Here is a 16817-nt window from a genome sequence, read left to right as displayed (position 1 = left end):
GCACCGCACGAACCGGCTCCCGAGATCCGTTCAGGCACCACCGTCCGGTGAGGCGTCCCCCGCGTCCCCCGTGTCCTCGGCCGGCTCGCCCGCCGACCGGCGGCGGGTGAGCCGGAGGTCGGCGAGGGCGATGGTGACGGCGGAGGCGACCACGAGGGCGTTCAGGCACAGGACGAGGCGGGGACCGATGCCGGCCAGGGTGCCCGCCAGGGCCGTGCCGGCCGAACCCGCGGCCATCTTCAGCCCGGCCATCGTCACGAACACCTGCGCCCGGGCGCCCGGCGGGGAGTAGACCGACCGCACCGCCAGCGTGGCGGTGAACAGGACCGCGCTGGTCGCGCCGGCCAGGGCGAAGGTCACCAGCGCGAGGACATAACCCGGCGCCAGCGCGCAGAGGCCGACGGCCACGGCGTTGGCGGCGATCAGCCGCAGCACCCAGCGCTCCGGTTCGCCGGTGAGCGGGAACGCGCCGGTGAGCAGCGCCCCGCAGAGGTTGCCGACACCGTAGGCGGCGCCGAGAGCGGCGCCCGCGCCGGCCGAGCCCTGGAGGTTGCGGCCGAAGACCACCGCGATCACCATGACGCCCCCGGTGCTCACCGAGGTGATCATCGTGGCGACCATGACGCGGCGCAGCGGACCGCGCCGGACGATGACCTTGAGGGCGTCCCGCACGGGCATCGACCGCTGTCGCGCGGCGGCGGTCCGGTGCTCCCTCGGCAGCGCGAACATCAGCAGGCCGGCCACCACGCCCGCCGCGCCCAGCGCCACCACGGCGGTCAGGGCTCCGGTCAGCGCGGTGATCGCGGCCACCACGGCGGGACCGAGGATGTTGCTGGTCCCGTAGGTCGCCGAGTCCCAGCCCTCGGCCCGGCGCTGGGCCCGGGTGTCCTCGCCGACGATCAGGGCGAGCCGGCTGCTGAGCCCTCCGGTCATCAGCGGGTCGCAGAGACCGCCCACGATCACGAGCAGGCCCACCACGGCGACGGGCAGGTGACCCAGCGTCAGGCCGGTCCCGGCGAGCATCAGCCCGAAGACGGTGAACGCGGCGGCCAGCCGCAGCCTGGGGTCCCGGGCCTCCTCCAGCCAGCGCGCCATCCACGGCCCGGCGACGTTGGGCAGGGTGAGCAGCGCCGCCAGGACGCCGCCGAGCGCTGCCCCGCCGTGCCCGGGCCGGGCGAGCGTCAGCGCGACGAGCGCGACGGGCGCGCCGCCGCTCGCCGAGCGGACGAGCGTCGCCGAGGTGAGGTAGACGGCGAGCGAGAGGCCCCGCCGCGCCGCCGGCGCCCCCGGGGCCGGGGTGCCGGACGCGGCCTCGTCCTCGGCGTGTTCGTGGCGGTCGGCCGTGTCGTCCCCGTCCGCCGGGGCACGGTCGCCGTGCCCGGACGCACCGGTGCCGGTGGTGCCCGCGGTGGCCCGCCGGCCGTCGTCGCGCCTCACGCGAGGGGGGCCGGGGTGCGGGTCTGCTCGGCCAGCAGCGGGAAGCCGAACAGGCTCTCGATGTCGGCCTTGACCGCCCGGCACGCCGCCTCGGCCGCGGCGGGCGTGGGGGCGAGGGCGCGCAGCATGGCGAAGGAGTCGAAGTTGGTGCGCATCGGCGGTACGACGTCACCGGGCCGCACCCGCGCGTAGCCGGAGTGGAGTCGGCCGAGGAACGGGGCGAACCAGTCCTCGGGGAGGGTGGCGGGCACGGTGGACTTCTCCGGTGCCGCGAGGAACGAGTGCGAGGCCGCGCCGTCCAGGGGCAGCGGGCCGTCCGGCAGTGGCGCGCCGAGGAACAGGTCGACCAGGAGCCCGAAGACGTCCACGCCGGCGACGCTGCTGATGGTGTCGGGCAGGGAGCCGCCCGTCAGCCGCGGGTTGACCTCGATGAGCCGGAAGCCGGACGGGGTGTGCATCACCTCGACGTGGAAGATGCCCAGGTCGAGCCCGAGGGCGCGGCACACCTCGACGGCGTAGTCGCCGAGCGCGGTCTCGTCGGCGGCGGGCAGCCCGGACGGGACGGTGCAGCCCAGTTCGAGGACCGGGTTCTCGCGGCTCACCTTCCGGCTCGCGCACACCAGGGGGACCAGGCGCCCCTCGGACGCGGCGACCTCCACGGAGTACAGGTCGCCGGAGACGAGTTCCTCGACCAGGTACCGCTCGTCGAGCTGCCGGGCCATGCCTTCGGTGAGCCCGGCGCGGTCCGCCGCGGCGGCGGTGAAGTGGGCGCGGACGGCGGCGGGGTCGCGGGCGATGGAGGTGACGGCCTTGCCGATGCCGAGGACCGGCTTCACGATCACCGGGTAGCCGATGGCGTCGGCGGCCTCCAGCGCCTGGGCCTCGTCGGTGACGACGCGGAAGCCGACGCTCGGCACCCCGCTCTCGCGCAGGACGCGGCGGCACTCGCCCTTGTCACGGGCCGCGAGGGTGCCGGCCGGTGACGTGCCGCGCGCGCCGATGCGGGCGCCGAGGTCGGCGGCGGCCTGTGCTCCGTAGCTCAGGGTGGAGAGCACGGCGTCGACGCCGGAGGGATCCGCTCCCGAGGCGAGGAGGGCCCCGAAGACCGCCTCGCCGTCCAGGGGATCGGCGAACGAGGCGGTGTGATCGGCGAGTTCGACGGCTTCTCTGCGCTGGGCCGGGGTGGCGGTGAAGTCGTACAGGGGGCAGTGCAGGTAGGTCACGGTGTGACCGCGTCGCTTCGCGTGGGCGAGTGCCTGGACACCCAGACCCGTGGTCTCCACGAAGAGGAGGTGAGACATTGCGGCCCTTCCTCGCCGCGCGGCGGCGGGGGGATCGATCCGAACGGATGCGGGGATGGCGCCGGACACGACAGGTATGCCCACTGAGCCGGATTCATGTCCCGCCGGCGGGGGCACCGTACGGAACCGGCCACGGCTCCGCGAGCGGCCGCGGAGGCCCGTCGCCGGTCGTGACGTGGACCGACAGGCGAACGCGCAGGAGAACCGGGCGATCACTCCACGTCGACGAATGAGATGTAGGTCACACTTACCGGTCCGCCATGTGTGAATTCCGCGAGCGGGGTGAACCGGGGTCAGCGGAAGCCCGGGGGTCGTCCGGAGCGCGGCACGCACCACGCCGTCCGGAAAACCCCGCGGTGTTTCAGCGCTCCACGCACCACCGGGACGAGGCCGTCCGGCCCCGCCCGCAGGTCCGAGCCGGGGGATTTCCGTGAGCCGTAGCGCGAAGACCGCAACGAGGGCCGCCTTAGGCAGGCCGCTGCTGGTGCCGCTGGGGAGGCGGCCCGGCACACTCGGCACCGTCGTCTTCCACCCGCTGGGTGGCGGACTCCTTCCCTACCTGGGCCTCGTCGCCCACCTCTCCCGCCACGGTCCCGTGTACGGCGTGCGCGCCCTGGGGCTGGAGGAGGGGGAGGAACCCGACACCAGCATCCCGGACATGGCCGACCGCTACGCAGAGCTGGTGGCCACGCTCCCCGCCCCGCCCGGCCTGTTCGTCGGATGGTCCCTGGGCGGCATCCTCGCCTTCGAGACGGCGCGGCGCATGCCCGCCGGGCGCGTACCCGACCTGGCCCTCATCGACAGCAGCCCGGCTCCGGTCGGCGAGGGGCCCGAGGTGTACCGGGCCGTGCGCGACCAGGTGTTGAGCGAGGCCGCCACCGAACTGGACGCGGACGCGCTCGCCCGTACGGAACGCACCGTGGACGCCCACCTCGGCGCCCGCGCCGCCCATCGCGCCGAGGGCCGGCACCCCGGCCGGACCCTGCTGGTCACCTGCACCGGCAGCGACGACCCGGAGCAGTCCCGGCGCTGGGCGCCACACCTCACGGAGGTCTCCGTCCGCTCCCTGGACACCGACCACTTCGGTGTCCTGCGCGCCCCGCACCTGAAGCAACTGCGCATGCACGTCCAGGAGTTCACCGGCCGCCAGGCGCACGCCGGGGCACACACCCCCGCGTCCGACCGGGAACGATGTAGCACGATCGCGGCCACCGCCGCCCGCTGACCGGCACCGACCGGCCGGCCCTCCCGCTCACCGCCCCTCCCGCCCCGGCGGGACACCGCGCTGCCTCCGCCGCACGGGCGGCGCACACGACTGCCCTCGCTCCTCGCTCTAAGCACCCGCTCGATCACTCAGAGCGACATTCACGCACCCGCCTCCCGCTCCTCCGTGAAGGAATGCCATGCAGCACGCGCACCCCACGTCCACCCGCTTCACGAGCGTCGTGAAGAAGGTCGCCGCGGCGGCCTCCGAACCCCCCGTCGACCCGGACGGCCTCAGGGACGACGAGCCGCTCAACGGCGACCGCCTGAACATCAACTCCCTCACCCTGATCAGCCTGCTCGTGCAGATCGAGGAGGAGACCGGCGTCTTCCTCTCCGACGAGCTGTTCGTCGGCAGGTCCTTCACGACCGTCGCCGACATCGCCGCGATCGTCGAGCAGAGCAGCGAGGCCGCCGCATGACCGCCGTCCCCACCCGCTGGCGCAGCGTCCTGCCCCACCTCGGGCAGCCGCTGCCGGCCGACCGCACCCAGCGCTCCGCCACCGAGGGCGGCGGCGGCAGCGTCCAGGCGAACCTGCCGATGGAACTCCTCCGCCAGAGCGTGCAGTCCCGCGAGTACTGGGACATCCCCGAGGAGGTCGCCGCCGCGTACCGGCGGTTCCGCCCCACCCCGCTCTGGCGGGCCCGCGCCTTCGAGGAGGCGGTGGGCGCCCGGGTGCCGATCTGGGTGAAGTACGAGGGCGGCAACATCTCCGGCAGCCACAAGCTCAACACCGCGCTGGCCCAGGCGTACTACTACCACCGGGCAGGTGTGCAGGAGCTGGTCACCGGCACGGGGGCGGGCCAGTGGGGCACCGCGCTGGCCGCCGCCTGCGCCCGCTTCGGCATGCGCTGCACCGTCTTCATGGTCGGCGGCAGCCTCGAACGCAAGCCGTACCGAGGGGTGTTGATGCGGATGCTCGGCGCCCGCGTCATCTCCAGTCCCAGCACGCTCACCGAGGTCGCCCGCTCCGGACGCTCGGCGGGCAACAGCCTCTCCCTCGCGATCGGCGAGGCCGTCGAGTACGCCGCCCGCACCGACGGTGCGGCCTTCTGCATCGGCAGCGGCGAGACGTACAGCATCCTGCACCAGTCGGTGATCGGCCTGGAGGCCATCGACCAGCTCGCCGAGGAGGGCGGCGCGGTCGACGCGGTGGTCGGCTGCGTCGGCGCGGGCTCCAACTTCGGCGGCATCGCCCTGCCGTTCCACGCCCGGGCCGCCGCCGAGGGCACCGAGGCGCCGGCCCTGATCGCGGCGGAGTCCAGCACCACCCCGAAGCTGACCCGCGGCGTGTACGCCTACGACCGCACGGACGCCACCGGCTCGTCCCCGCTGGAGGCCATGTACACCATCGGCAGCGACTACGCGATCCCCGACTCCCATTCGGCGGGCCTGCGTTACCATGGGGCCGCCAAGGTGATCTCCGCGATGCGGCACGCGGGCCAGGTCTCCGCCACGGCCGTCGACCAGGTCGCCGCGCTCGCCGCGGGCCGCGCCTTCACCACGGCGGAGATGACGCTGCCCGCTCCGGAGTCGGGGCACGCCCTGGCCGCAGCGGCCCGCGCGGCGGGTGACGGCGGCGGGGACGGCGACGCCCCCCGCGCCCGTACCGGCGTCCTGGTCTGCGTCAGCGGCCACGGCTACCTGGACCTCGGCGCCTACCAGCAGTTCCTGCAGGACGAGTTGACCGACCGCGCCCCGGACCCGGCGGCACTCGCCGACGCCGTGGCCGGCCTCGCGCGTCTCGACGCGCCGGCGGACGCCGCCGGGGCACCCGGCCGGGTCACGGTCCCGCCCGCCGGGCCGGCCGGTCGTCCCGCGGGCGCCGCCGTGGGTTACGGGGAGGTGCGATGACCGCCCCCGCCGTTCCCCAGCCCGCCGTGCCGGACCTCGCGCCGGCCGCACCGGAGACCGCCGTCCCGGAGTCCGCCGTACCGCAGGACCTGCACGCCGAACTCCTCGACTGCCTCCAGGTGAACCTGGCCTGGCTGGCCCGCTCCGAGCACGGCGTGTCGCCGCTCGCCCTCGGGGCACGCCTGGAGTTCGCGCCGCGAGAGGACGCTCCCGGCGCCCTGCCGACCGTCGAGCCCGCCACCGGCACCCACGTGGAGCACACCGCGGCGGCCCTGGGCCTGCTGGTCACCTCACGGGTCACGCTCCCGCCGGGCACCGGCACCCCGCCCGCCGACCCCGGCACCGTGTACGTGGTCGCCGACGCCTTCCACCTGCCCTGGGTGCCGTACCACGGTCACGCCCACATGGACCACAGCTTCCTGCTCGGCCGGGACGCCGCGGGGCGGGCCGTGGTGCGCGACGGCTACCACAACGACACCCCCTACGGTCCGGCCCGCCCTGGCACCTGGACCCTCACCGAGGCCGAACTGGCCGCCGCACTGCCGGGCGGGGCACGCGCCTTCCGCGTCGCCCCTGCCGGACCCCCGCAGGACGCCACCGCGGTCGTCCCGGCCACGGCGGCGGCCGTCGAGACCTACGTGCGCGCCTACCGGGAGCACCCCGACCGGGAGGCGGCACTCGCCCGGCTCACGCTGGAGACCTGGCTGCTGACCCGGGCCCGGCGCCTGCACGCCGCGCACCGTGCCGCCGCCGGGATCCCGGCGCCCGGCGCCGAGGAACACGTGGCGTCCTGGGGCAAGCTGGCGGAGCAGACCTTCCTCGCCCACCGCCGGGTCCAGCGCGGCCGGCCGGAACCCGCCGGTCCGCTGCAGCGGCTCGCCGAGCTGCTGCACGCCGACACCCGGGTGTTCGCCGCGCCGGACGCCGGCGGTGCGGACGACGGCGCCCTGCGCACGGTCGTCGCCGAGGAAGCCGCCGCCGTCCTGCGCGTCACCGCCGCCGAGTTGCTGGCGGGCCGGCCGCTGACCGAGGTACCGGGCTTCGGCTCCTTCCGCATGGTCGACATCGTCGAGCGCGTCGAGGAGCGGCTGCGCGTCGAGTTCGACGCCGACGATCTCGTCCCGGAGAACCTCCACGACCTCGACGGGCTGTGCCGCATCGCCGCCCGCGCCCACCGGGAGACGCCGTGAACCTGTTGCACGACCTCATCGACGGCGCGGCGCACCGCGCGCCGGACGCGCCCGCCCTGACCACCTCCAAGGACTCCCTCACCCACGGCGAACTCGCCCGCGCCAGCCGGGCGGCCGCCTCCTGGCTGCGCGCCCTCGGCGTCCGCCGCGGCGAGCGCGTCGTGGTGGTGGCGCCCTCGGCCGTCGAGGTCGCCGTCGTCGTCTACGCCGCCTCCCGGATCGGCGCCCCCTTCGCCCTGCTGCACGAGCAGACCCGGGGGCGGGCCCTGGCGCACGTCCTGGACGACGCCGAACCGGCGCTCCTGATCGCCGACGACGAGGACGCCCGGCGTCTGGCCGACGAGCGCGGCATCACCGCCGTCCGGCTCTCCGACGTACCGCGCGGCCAGGACCCGGACGCCGGTGCCGACGCGCCCGGCTCCGAGGCGCCGCTCCCGGTCGACCCGGTCTGCCTGATCTACACCTCCGGCACCACGGCCGCCCCGAAGGCCGTGGTGAGCACCCACCAGCAGGCCCTGTTCGCCGTCCACGCCATCCAGGGCGAGCTGGCCTACCGCCCCGACGACGTGGTCTACAGCCCCCTCCCCCTCTCCTTCGACTACGGCCTGTACCAGCTCTTCCTCGGCGCCCTGAGCGGAGCGGGGGTGCGGCTGGGGATGCCCGCCGAGGTGGGGGCCACCCTGCTGCGCAACATCGAGGCCGCGGACGCCACCGTCCTCGCCTCCGTGCCCGCGGTCGCCGAGACCCTGGCCAGACTGGTGCGCCGCAGGCCCGACCACTCGCTGCGGCTGCGCCTGCTCACCAACACCGGCGCCGCGATGCCCCCGCAGCCCCTCGCCGTGCTGCGGGCGGCCGTCCCGGGGCTGCGGGTGCAGCTCATGTTCGGGCTCACCGAGTGCAAGCGCGCCGCCATCAACCCGCCGGACGCGGACCTGGAGCACCCCGGCAGCTGCGGGCGGGCCCTGCCCGGCACCGAGATCTACGCGGCCGGCCCGGACGGGGAGCGGCTCGCTCCCGGCGAGACCGGTGAACTGGTGGTGCGGGGGCCGAACGTGATGGCCGGCTACTGGCGCCGCCCGGAGCTGACCGCCCAGCGGTTCCCGCGCCGCGACGGGCTCTTCCCCGAACTGCGCACCGGCGACCACGGCTGGCTCGACGAGCACGGCTTCGTCCACTTCGCCGGGCGCCGCGACGACCTCTACAAGGAGCGCGGGTTCCGGGTCAGCGCCACCGAGGTGGAGGCCGCGGCCCGGCGCGTGGCGGGTGTCGAGGAGGCGGCCGTCCTGCCGCCGGCCGAGGGCTCGCCCGCGGTCCTGGTGGTGGTCTCCGAGCGCGGGCCGGCAGAGGTCCTGGACGCCATGGGCGAGGAGATCGAGGAGTTCAAGGTGCCCCGGCGCTGCGTGCCGCTGCCGGCGCTGCCGCTGACCCGCAACGGCAAGGTCGACCGCAAGGCGCTCGCCCGGGAGGTGGCCAGCCTTGTCTGACACCGCCACCGTCACCGCCGTCGCGCCCGGGGCCGCTTCCGGGGCCGGGGCCGTCCCCGGCGCCCTGCCCGCGGCGGTGTCCGCCGCCCTGGAGGCCGGCGCCGAGACGCCCGCCTACGTGTACGACCTCGCGCGCGTCCGGGAGAACGCCGCCCGGCTGCGCGGAGCCCTGCCCGAACCGGCCGATCTCTACTACTCCTTGAAGGCCAACTCCCATCCCGGCGTCCTGCGCACCCTCAGGGAGGCCGGCACCCTGCCCGAGGTGTGCTCCCCCGGCGAGCTGGACGCCGCGCTCGCCGCCGGGTGGGACGCCGCACAGGTGCTGTACACCGGGCCGGGCAAGCGCGACCAGGACATCGCCCGGGCCCTTCGAGCGGGGGTCCGCGAGTTCTGCGCCGACTCCCCCACCGGCCTCGACCAGCTCGACCGGCTCGCCGGCCGGGCGGGGGTGCGGGTGCGGACGCTGCTGCGCGTCAACGACGACCGGCCGGCCGCCGGACAGGGCCTCGCCATGACCGGCGTCGCCTCCCAGTTCGGCGCCGACACGGGCTGGATCGCCGACGAGCCCGAGCGGTTCGGGGACCGCCCGCACGCCGAGGTCACCGGCCTGCACCTCTACATGGGCACCAACCTCAGCCACGTACCGGACCTGCTGGCGCAGTTCCACCAGTCGCTCGCCACGGCGGCCCGGCTGCGCGCCGTCCTGGCCCCGTACACGGCGCGGCTGGACACCACCCTCGACCTGGGCGGCGGCTTCGGCGCCCCCTTCGCCAAGGAGGGTGAGGCGGCCGACCTGACCGGCCTGCGCGAGGGGCTCGCCGAGCTGCTCGACGCGTCCGCGCCCGGCTGGCGCGACGGCGCGCCCCGTCCGGCGTACGAGTCCGGCCGCCACCTGGTGGCCACCGCCGGGACCCTCATCACCCGGGTCCTCGACGTGAAGCGGTCGCACGGCCGGGACGTCGCCGTCCTGGAGTCCGGCATCAACCACCTCGGCGGCATGGCCGGCCTGCGCCGCCTGCCGCCCCTCAACCCGACCCTGCTCACCGGCGGGGCGGAACGCGGCGAACCGCGGCCCACCCTGGTCACCGGCCCGCTGTGCACCCCGCTCGACACCTGGGCGCGGCAGGCCCCACTGCCCCCGCTGCGCCCCGGTGACCTGCTCGCCGTGCCCAACGTCGGCGCCTACGGGCTCTCCGCCAGCCTGCTCGCCTTCCTGGGCCACCCGGCCCCGCTCGAAGTCGCCGTCGACGGCGACGCCGTACCGCACGCCACCCGCCTCACGCTCACCCGGAAGGACTGAACCGCCATGGACGCCGTGTTCGAGAACCTGCTCCGTGACCACCTGCCCCGCCTCCAGGAGCAGCCGCTGACCGAGGACACCCCGCTGCGCGACCTGGGCCTCGACTCCATGAAGTCGGTCGACCTGCTGTTCGCGATCGAGGACGAGATGGACATCTCGCTGCCCGACGACGACCTCAACGAGTCGACCTTCGCCACCGCCGGTTCGCTGTGGCGGGCCGTGGAGGCCGCGCGCACCGCCGAGGTCGCGGCGTGACCGCCACCGTCTCCGCGCCCGCCCCGGTCGTCGCCGCCGGCGACGACCGGGGCGGGGCCGGCGCCCCGCTCGCGCCGCTGGTCGAGGAGGTGGCCGCGGTCACCGCCGAGCACGCGCGCCGCACCGACACCGAGGCCGTGTTCCCGGCGGAGGCCCTTCAGGCGCTGCGCCGCACCCGGCTGCTCGGCCTGCTGGTGCCGGCCGCCGAGGGCGGACTCGGCGGCGGCCTGGGCGACGTGCTGACCGCCACCCGGCGGCTGGGCCGGGAGGACATGTCGCTCGCCATGGTCTTCGCGATGCACTGCCAGCAGGTGGCGGCGGTGGTGCGGCACGCCGACGGCCCGCTGCGCGCCGAGCTGCTGCCCCGGATCGGGGCGGGCGAGGTCTACCTGGCGTCGGTGACCACGGAGGCCGGCAAGGGCGGCGCGCTGCTCAGCGCCTGCGCGCCCCTGGAGGAGCGCGCGGGCCACCTGGTCATGGACCGCTTCGCGCCGATCGTCACCGGCGGCGCGCACGCCGACGGCTTCCTCGTCACCATGCGCAGTCCGGGCTCCGGGAACGAGCAGGACGTCTCGCTGGTCTACGCCGACCGGGACCAGCTGGAGGTGGCCGCCGCCGGCGGCTGGGACCCGCACGGCATGCGGGCCAGCCACAGCGGCGCGCTCCACCTGCGCGGCACGGTGCCCGGCCACCAGGTCGTGGGCGAGCACGGCCGCTTCCGCGACATCGTCGCGCACACCTTCGGCCCCCTCGCCCACCTCGGCTGGAGCGCCTCCTGGCTGGGCACCGCCGAGGGGGCGCTGGCCCGCACCGTGCGCATGCTCCGCTCCGGCCGGACCCGCGGCGGCGCCGACCTGGACTCCGAGCTGCTGCTCACCCGGCTGGCCCGGGTGCGGCACCGCCTGGAGGCCGTCGCCGCGCTGCTCGACCACACCCTGGACGTGGTCGAGCGGGAAGACGTGTCACGGCCGCGCGTCCAACTGCTGGTCAACGGCCTGAAGGTGACCGCGTCCGAGCAGTGCCACACGGCGGTGCAGGAACTGGTGGACACGGTCGGGCTGCGCCACGGCTATCTGCGGGACTCGCCCGTCGCGCTGGAGCGCGCCCTGCGCGACCTGCGGTCGGCGAGCCTCAACTTCAGCAACGACCGGCTGCTGCTGGCCGACGGCAAGCTGACCCTCCTCGACGCGGAGGTGCGCCTTGCCTGAGGTCCTGGAGGCAGTGGACTCCGAGGCGGGACCAGGACTGCCGGGGCCTGCGGAGTCCGGCTCGGGAGCCGAGCTGTGGGCGCGCCTGGGCTCCGAGGGCGCCCTGCGCGGGATCTACCGGGACGGGGCGCCCGAGCACGGCGTCGTGCCCGGCCGGCTGCGCGACCTGATCGCCCGCGCCGAGGCGGCGGAGGGCACCGGGCCGCTGCTGTCCGTCTGCGTCCAGGCCGCGACCGTGCTGCCGCTGCTCGCGGAGGCGGGCCGGCGCGGGCCGGCCGCGGCGGAGGTCGCCCGGCGGATGCTCCACGGCCGGTCGGTCGTGGCCCTGGCCGCCACCGACAGCGGCCCCGGCTCCGACCTCACCGCCCTGTCGACGCACGCCGAGGAGACGGCCGGCGGCACGGTGCTGCACGGCACCAAGCGGTGGATCACCAACGCGGCCCACGCCGACCTGCTGCTCGTCCTGGCCCGCCGCCGTCCCGGCCCGCACTTCACCAACTTCACCTGGTACCTCGTGCCGGCCGACGACCCCGGGGTTCGCGTCGAGGCGGCGCCGGGACCCTACTTCGCGGGGTCGGGCACCGGGCACCTCCACCTGGCCGGCGTGCCGGTGCTCGGGGGCGGGCCGGTGGGCGGCGCGGGGCGCGGACTCGCCCTGTTCGCCCGGCACATCGCGGTGGAGCGCCTCGCCGGCGGCATGTGGGCGGCGGCCGCCTGCCGCCGGGCCCTGGCCGACACCCGGGACCGGCTGGCGGCCCGCGGCCTGTGGGAGCGGCCCGCGATCCGCCAGCGGCTGGCCGCCGCCCTGGTCCGCACCCGCCAACTGGAGGCGCTCGTCGAGGCACTGGGCCCCGCCGTCGCCGCCGAGCACGACCACACCGCTGCCGCGCTGGTGAAGGCGTCCGCCGGGGAGACGGCCGACCATGTCCTCGACGTCTGCGCCCACCTGTGCGGCGCCGACGGCTTCGCCCACGCGGGCATGCAGCACCGGCGGGCGGAGGCCGCGCTGTTCGGCATCGCGGGCGGCAGCACCGAGACCGTGCTCGCCGCCGTCGCCGACCAGGCGGAGCAGGTGCTCTCCAGGCCCCTGGGGGCGGCGTCGTGACGACCACCGCGGCTCCGGCCGGCCTCCCACCGGCGGCCCCCGCTCCGACGCCCGCCGCGCCGGCCGGACCCGTCACCGTCGAGGCGGCGCCGGGCGTGTGGGTCGCCTGGGCACGGTCGGCGGCCCCCAGCACCCACCCCGCCGACCTGGCGGACGTCGGCGGACGGCCGCCGTGGCAGCGCCGCCAGTCCCTCGCCGCCCGGGGGCTGTTGCGCGCCCTGCTCGCCGAGGTCCGCCCCGGCGCCGAGGACGTCCCGCTGGCCGCCGGTCCGCACGGCCGGCCCGTGCTGGCGGGACTGGACGGCGTCGGCGTCAGCCTCTCCCACGACGGCGCGGACGACGCCGCGGGCGGTGACCTCGTCGCCGCCGCCGTGGCTCCCGGCCGGCGGGTCGGCGTGGATGTCCAGCTGCCGCACGGCCCCGGCCCGTCCCCCGGTCTGGCCCGCCGCTGCCTGCGCGAACGCACCGCGGACCTGGCCCGGTTGCCGGCCGGCCGCCGCGCCCTGGAGTTCGCCTGGGTGTGGACCGTGCAGGAGGCCTGCGTGAAGGCCGACGGCACCGGTATCGCCGGCCGCCCCTGGTCCCTCGACATCCCGGTGCGGCCCCGCACCGGCACCCAGGGCGATCTCACCTGGATCGCCCTGCGTCACCTCAGCGTCCACCCCGTGAGCTGCGCGTTTGGAGACCTCCGTGCCCGCTGACGCCCTGAGCTGCTACACCACCAACCTCAAGGAACACCTCCACCTGACCGACCCCGCCGCGGAGCAGCGGCTGGCGGAGGGCTTCACGCTCTCCGTCCGCCGCGACGGTCTCGGCGGGTCCCTGGCCTTCAGTCACCACGAACGGGTGGCCCCCGACTTCGGCTACCGCGGCGCGCGGCGCTGGGAGGACGCCCTGTCCGCCCTGCGGGGCGAGTTCGCCCGCCGGGGCGACGTCCTCGCCGTCGCCAACTGCCGGAACCTGCCGTGGAGTCCGTCGTACCTGGTGCGGGACGTGCCGCACTGGCTGCGGCTCGCCGCCCGCGACGACGACCGCTGGCTGGTGGTCGACGACTTCGACGCGCTGCTGCCCGAGGGCCACCAGGAGCCGCACCGCGGCTGGGTCGACGAGGCCGGACTGCGCGCGCTGCTCGCCCCGCTGCCGGGTCTGGACCCGGTGCTGCACCAGCGTGACGTGTACGCCCTCGGCGGCGGCGCGGCCTGGGTGCCGGACCCGGGGAACCACCGCTGGCTGGAGCACGGCGCCGGCCGCTTCGACCCGCGCCCGGGCGACTGGGTGCGGGGCACCGCCGCCTCGCTCACCCTCCTGCGCGACCTGCTGCCGTCCGACCCGGAGGCCCAGGTCCGCTACGCCGAGGACCTCTGGGCGGCGGCACGCCACCACCAGTACCTGCACCGCGCCGAGCCGGCGACCGCCGCCGCGTGGGGCGAGCTGTCCCGTTCGCTGCGCTACGCCGCCCAGTCGGCGGCCCGCGGCAGGCCCCGCGCCTCGCTGGTGCGCACCGCCTTCGACCGCATCCTCAGCGCGCTCGGCCCGTTCGACGTGATCATCCACCAGCCCGCCGCCGCGACCGCGCGGGTGGCCTGGTGACCACCCGCACCGGGGACCACCCCGGCACCCTGCACGCGTGGTTCGCGGCGTCGGCCGAGCGCCGGCCCGAGGCCGTCGCCCTGGAGGCCGGCGGGCAGACGCTGACCTACCGGGAGCTGGACGAGTACAGCGCCCGGGTGGCGGCCGGCATCCTGCGGGCCTGCCCCGACGGGCCCCGCCGCGTCGGTCTGCTGGCCGGCCGGCGGCCCGCCACGTACGCCGGCTACCTGGCCGTCCAGCGGCTCGGCGCCACGGCGGTTCCCCTCAACACCGCCTGGCCCGCGGCCCGCAACGCCACCGTCGCCCGGCGTGCCGGGCTCGACCTGGTGCTGACCGACGGGACCGGGGAGGCGGACGGGATGCCCGTGCCGCTGCTCGACCTGGCCGACGCGGCCACCGACGCGCCCGCCGGGGCGGAGCCGCGCCCCGGGGAGCCGGGGGCGCCCGCCTACATCCTGTTCACGTCCGGCAGCACCGGTGCCCCCAAGGGGGTGCCGGTCCTGCACGGCAACGTGGCCCCCTACCTCGCCCACGTCATCGAGCGCTACGAGGTCGGGCCCGGCTCCCGGCTCTCCCAGACCTTCGACCTCACCTTCGACGTCTCGGTGTTCGACATGTTCACCGCGTGGGGCGGCGGTGCGACGCTGGTCGTCCCGAGCCGCGACGAGATCCTGGCGCCGGTGCGGTTCGTGAACGACCGCCGCCTCACCCACTGGTGCTCCGTCCCGTCGGTGATCTCCTTCGCCCGCCGGATGCGGGCGCTGCGCCCCGGCGCCATGCCGGGCCTGCGGCACAGCCTCTTCGCGGGGGAGCCGCTCACCCTCCAGCAGGCCCGGGCATGGCAGGCGGCGGCACCGGCGTCGCGGCTGGAGAACTTCTACGGTCCGACCGAACTGACCATCACCTGCTCGGAGTTCGGCCTCTCCACCGACCCGGCCGACTGGCCCGCGACCGCCAACGGGACCGTGCCGATCGGCCATGTCTACCCGCACCTGGAGCACCGCGTCCTGGACGCCGCGGGACGGCCGGCCGAGGAGGGCGAGCTGTGCGTCCGGGGGCCCCAGCGCTTCCCGGGCTACCTGGACCCGGCCGACAACGCCGGACGCTTCTGGGACCTGGATGGCGACCGCCCCGCCGACCCCGCCGGCGCCACTCCCCCGACGGGCGGCCCCGACGCCGGTCCGGCGACCGCGGTTCCGGCCCGCATGTGGTACCGCACCGGCGACCGGGTCCGCCCGGCCGACCCGCACGGGTACCTCCACCTCGGCCGCCTCGACCACCAGGTGAAGGTCGACGGCTACCGGGTCGAACTCGGGGAGATCGAGTCGGCGTTGCGCGACCACCCGGACGTGCACGACGCCGTGGTCCTCGCCCTGCCCACCACCCACGGCGGCACCGAACTGCACGCCGTGTGCACCGGCACCGGTCCGGACCCCGACGTGCTGCTCGCCGCGCTCCGCGGCCGGCTGCCCTCGTACATGGTCCCCGCCTTCCTGCACGTGAGGTCCGAACTCCCCCTGAACGGCAATGGCAAGACGGACCGGGCCGCCCTCACCGCCCAGCTGCACGACGCCCCCGCAGTGGCCCCGGTCAAGGAGCTCCGATGACGAGACACCACCCCCACCCGCCCGTCGTCCTCGTCGGCGCCCGCCCCGCCGAGGGCCACGCCACCCTGACCCGTCTGGGCGTCCCCTTCCTCTGGATCGTCGACCCCAGCGAGCCGCTGCCGCAGGCGGGACCGGGCGTCCTCGCCGTCCACCGCGTCCCCTACCGCGACGATCCGACCTCGCTGCTCGAGGTCCCGCTGCCGCGCGACACCGCCGCGGTGCTCTCCTTCACGGAGTTCGGCCTGCTCCCGGCCGCGCTGCTCTCCGAGGCGCTCGCGCTGCCGTCGGTGTCGGTGGGCGCCGTGCTGCGCACCCGGGACAAGCTCGTCATGCGCCGGGCGCTGCAGGCCACCTGCCCCGGCCCCGCCTTCGGCATCGTCGGCGAGGACGAACCTGACCCGGACGACTTCCCGCTCATCGCCAAGCCCGTCCGGGGCGCCGGCAGCCGCGGTGTGCGCTACCTGGCCGGTCCCGCCGACCACCTGGCCGGCCGCGACGAGCTGCGCGGCCTGCTCTGGGAGCGGTTCGTCAGCGGCCCCGAGTACAGCGTGGAGGCGGTCTCAGGACCGGACGGCCACCGCGTCCTCGGCGTGACCGCCAAGCGCACCAGCGGACGTCCGCGCTTCATCGAGACCGGCCACGAGAGCCCCGCGCCCCTTGACCCGCGGGTGCGCGCCCGCGTCGAGGAGCAGGTGCGCCGCTGCCTGGACGCCCTCGGTGTCGACCGGGGCGCCACGCACACCGAGGTCAAGATCGAGGACGGCCGCGTCCACGTGATCGAGACGCACACCCGGGCCGGCGGTGACCGGATCCCGCTGCTGACCCGGCTGGTCACCGGGCTCGACCAGTACGAGCTGGCCGTCCGCTCGGTGCTGCCCGGCGTGGCCGCCGCCGAGGAGCCGCTGCCCCGTTTCGCCCACGCGGCCGTCCACTACTTCCCCTGGGAGGACGCCGTCCTCGCCGGCCTCACCGATCCGGACCGCTGCCGCGGTCTCGACGGCGTGGTGGAGCTGGAGGTGCACGCGCGCCCCGGCGACCACCTCCCGGTCTGGCAGCACAGTCACGAACGCCCCGGCCACGTCGTCGTCGGCGCCGACACCCGCGACGAACTCCACGCGCGCGTGCGCGCCGTGGAGGAGGCCCTGAACCCGGTGCTCCGCCCGCTGTCCGACCCCGCGTCCGCCGCGCCGCCCCCGCTGCTTCCCGCCTCCTGAGGAGTCCC

Annotated in this window: 15 protein-coding genes; 13 read left to right on the top strand and 2 right to left on the bottom strand. The window is 76.2% G+C overall.

What is annotated here, in order from left to right:
• Positions 1-30: 30 nt before the first annotated feature.
• Both ACGFZL_RS10575 and ACGFZL_RS10570 read right to left on the bottom strand, forming a co-directional pair.
• On the bottom strand, positions 31-1437 hold the full coding sequence (locus ACGFZL_RS10575; RefSeq protein ID WP_393690474.1) for an MFS transporter: 1407 nt from the start codon (positions 1435-1437) through the stop codon (positions 31-33).
• On the bottom strand, positions 1434-2738 hold the full coding sequence (locus ACGFZL_RS10570) for an acetyl-CoA carboxylase biotin carboxylase subunit family protein (RefSeq protein ID WP_393690473.1): 1305 nt from the start codon (positions 2736-2738) through the stop codon (positions 1434-1436). Before ACGFZL_RS10570 ends, ACGFZL_RS10575 begins: the two co-directional genes overlap by 4 nt.
• 430 nt (positions 2739-3168) lie before the next feature.
• Here ACGFZL_RS10570 and ACGFZL_RS10565 point away from each other — a divergent pair, with 430 nt between their 5' ends.
• From ACGFZL_RS10565 to ACGFZL_RS10505, 13 genes are all read left to right on the top strand, one after another.
• Entirely contained in the window at positions 3169-3963 is a 795-nt protein-coding gene (locus ACGFZL_RS10565; RefSeq protein ID WP_393690472.1) for a thioesterase domain-containing protein, read from the top strand.
• Between the two features lie 178 nt (positions 3964-4141).
• The gene (locus ACGFZL_RS10560; protein ID WP_393690471.1) at positions 4142-4423 is read left to right on the top strand and encodes an acyl carrier protein; all 282 of its coding nucleotides are present in this window, start codon (positions 4142-4144) and stop codon (positions 4421-4423) included.
• Positions 4420-5856: a TrpB-like pyridoxal phosphate-dependent enzyme gene (locus tag ACGFZL_RS10555; RefSeq protein WP_393690470.1), complete on the top strand. Its 1437-nt coding sequence runs from the start codon at positions 4420-4422 to the stop codon at positions 5854-5856. The genes ACGFZL_RS10560 and ACGFZL_RS10555 overlap by 4 nt, the downstream gene beginning before the upstream one ends.
• Positions 5853-7046 (top strand): acyl carrier protein, encoded by a 1194-nt coding sequence (locus ACGFZL_RS10550; protein WP_393690469.1) that lies wholly within the window; start codon positions 5853-5855, stop codon positions 7044-7046. The genes ACGFZL_RS10555 and ACGFZL_RS10550 overlap by 4 nt, the downstream gene beginning before the upstream one ends.
• A complete protein-coding gene (locus tag ACGFZL_RS10545; RefSeq protein WP_393690468.1) occupies positions 7043-8530 on the top strand; it encodes a class I adenylate-forming enzyme family protein in 1488 nt (495 codons plus the stop codon). Before ACGFZL_RS10550 ends, ACGFZL_RS10545 begins: the two co-directional genes overlap by 4 nt.
• A complete protein-coding gene (locus tag ACGFZL_RS10540) occupies positions 8523-9830 on the top strand; it encodes a type III PLP-dependent enzyme (protein WP_393690467.1) in 1308 nt (435 codons plus the stop codon). The genes ACGFZL_RS10545 and ACGFZL_RS10540 overlap by 8 nt, the downstream gene beginning before the upstream one ends.
• A 6-nt stretch (positions 9831-9836) precedes the next feature.
• Positions 9837-10085: a phosphopantetheine-binding protein gene (locus ACGFZL_RS10535; protein ID WP_355168982.1), complete on the top strand. Its 249-nt coding sequence runs from the start codon at positions 9837-9839 to the stop codon at positions 10083-10085.
• On the top strand, positions 10082-11293 hold the full coding sequence (locus ACGFZL_RS10530; protein WP_393690466.1) for an acyl-CoA dehydrogenase family protein: 1212 nt from the start codon (positions 10082-10084) through the stop codon (positions 11291-11293). Before ACGFZL_RS10535 ends, ACGFZL_RS10530 begins: the two co-directional genes overlap by 4 nt.
• Positions 11286-12398 (top strand): acyl-CoA dehydrogenase family protein, encoded by a 1113-nt coding sequence (locus ACGFZL_RS10525; protein ID WP_393690465.1) that lies wholly within the window; start codon positions 11286-11288, stop codon positions 12396-12398. The genes ACGFZL_RS10530 and ACGFZL_RS10525 overlap by 8 nt, the downstream gene beginning before the upstream one ends.
• Positions 12395-13099 (top strand): 4'-phosphopantetheinyl transferase family protein, encoded by a 705-nt coding sequence (locus ACGFZL_RS10520; protein ID WP_393690464.1) that lies wholly within the window; start codon positions 12395-12397, stop codon positions 13097-13099. Before ACGFZL_RS10525 ends, ACGFZL_RS10520 begins: the two co-directional genes overlap by 4 nt.
• Positions 13089-13988 (top strand): hypothetical protein, encoded by a 900-nt coding sequence (locus ACGFZL_RS10515; protein WP_393690463.1) that lies wholly within the window; start codon positions 13089-13091, stop codon positions 13986-13988. The genes ACGFZL_RS10520 and ACGFZL_RS10515 overlap by 11 nt, the downstream gene beginning before the upstream one ends.
• Positions 13985-15595: an AMP-binding protein gene (locus tag ACGFZL_RS10510; RefSeq protein ID WP_393690462.1), complete on the top strand. Its 1611-nt coding sequence runs from the start codon at positions 13985-13987 to the stop codon at positions 15593-15595. Before ACGFZL_RS10515 ends, ACGFZL_RS10510 begins: the two co-directional genes overlap by 4 nt.
• Entirely contained in the window at positions 15592-16809 is a 1218-nt protein-coding gene (locus ACGFZL_RS10505; RefSeq protein WP_393690461.1) for an ATP-grasp domain-containing protein, read from the top strand. The genes ACGFZL_RS10510 and ACGFZL_RS10505 overlap by 4 nt, the downstream gene beginning before the upstream one ends.
• Positions 16810-16817 lie beyond the last annotated feature (8 nt).

The sequence above is a fragment of the Streptomyces sp. NPDC048182 genome (assembly GCF_043202555.1).
Taxonomy (GTDB): domain Bacteria; phylum Actinomycetota; class Actinomycetes; order Streptomycetales; family Streptomycetaceae; genus Streptomyces.
The sequence above is the reverse complement of the archived record's forward strand: the minus strand, read 5'-3'. Positions and strand labels throughout refer to the sequence as shown.

What these genes read in the sequence shown, in the direction of transcription:
- ACGFZL_RS10550 (WP_393690469.1), top strand. Translation starts at nt 5,853, where the DNA reads ATGACCGCCCCCGCCGTTCCCCAGCCCGCCGTGCCGGACCTCGCGCCG.
- ACGFZL_RS10505 (WP_393690461.1), top strand. Translation starts at nt 15,592, where the DNA reads ATGACGAGACACCACCCCCACCCGCCCGTCGTCCTCGTCGGCGCCCGC.
- ACGFZL_RS10535 (WP_355168982.1), top strand. Translation starts at nt 9,837, where the DNA reads ATGGACGCCGTGTTCGAGAACCTGCTCCGTGACCACCTGCCCCGCCTC.
- ACGFZL_RS10560 (WP_393690471.1), top strand. Translation starts at nt 4,142, where the DNA reads ATGCAGCACGCGCACCCCACGTCCACCCGCTTCACGAGCGTCGTGAAG.
- ACGFZL_RS10555 (WP_393690470.1), top strand. Translation starts at nt 4,420, where the DNA reads ATGACCGCCGTCCCCACCCGCTGGCGCAGCGTCCTGCCCCACCTCGGG.
- ACGFZL_RS10570 (WP_393690473.1), bottom strand. Translation starts at nt 2,738, where the DNA reads ATGTCTCACCTCCTCTTCGTGGAGACCACGGGTCTGGGTGTCCAGGCA.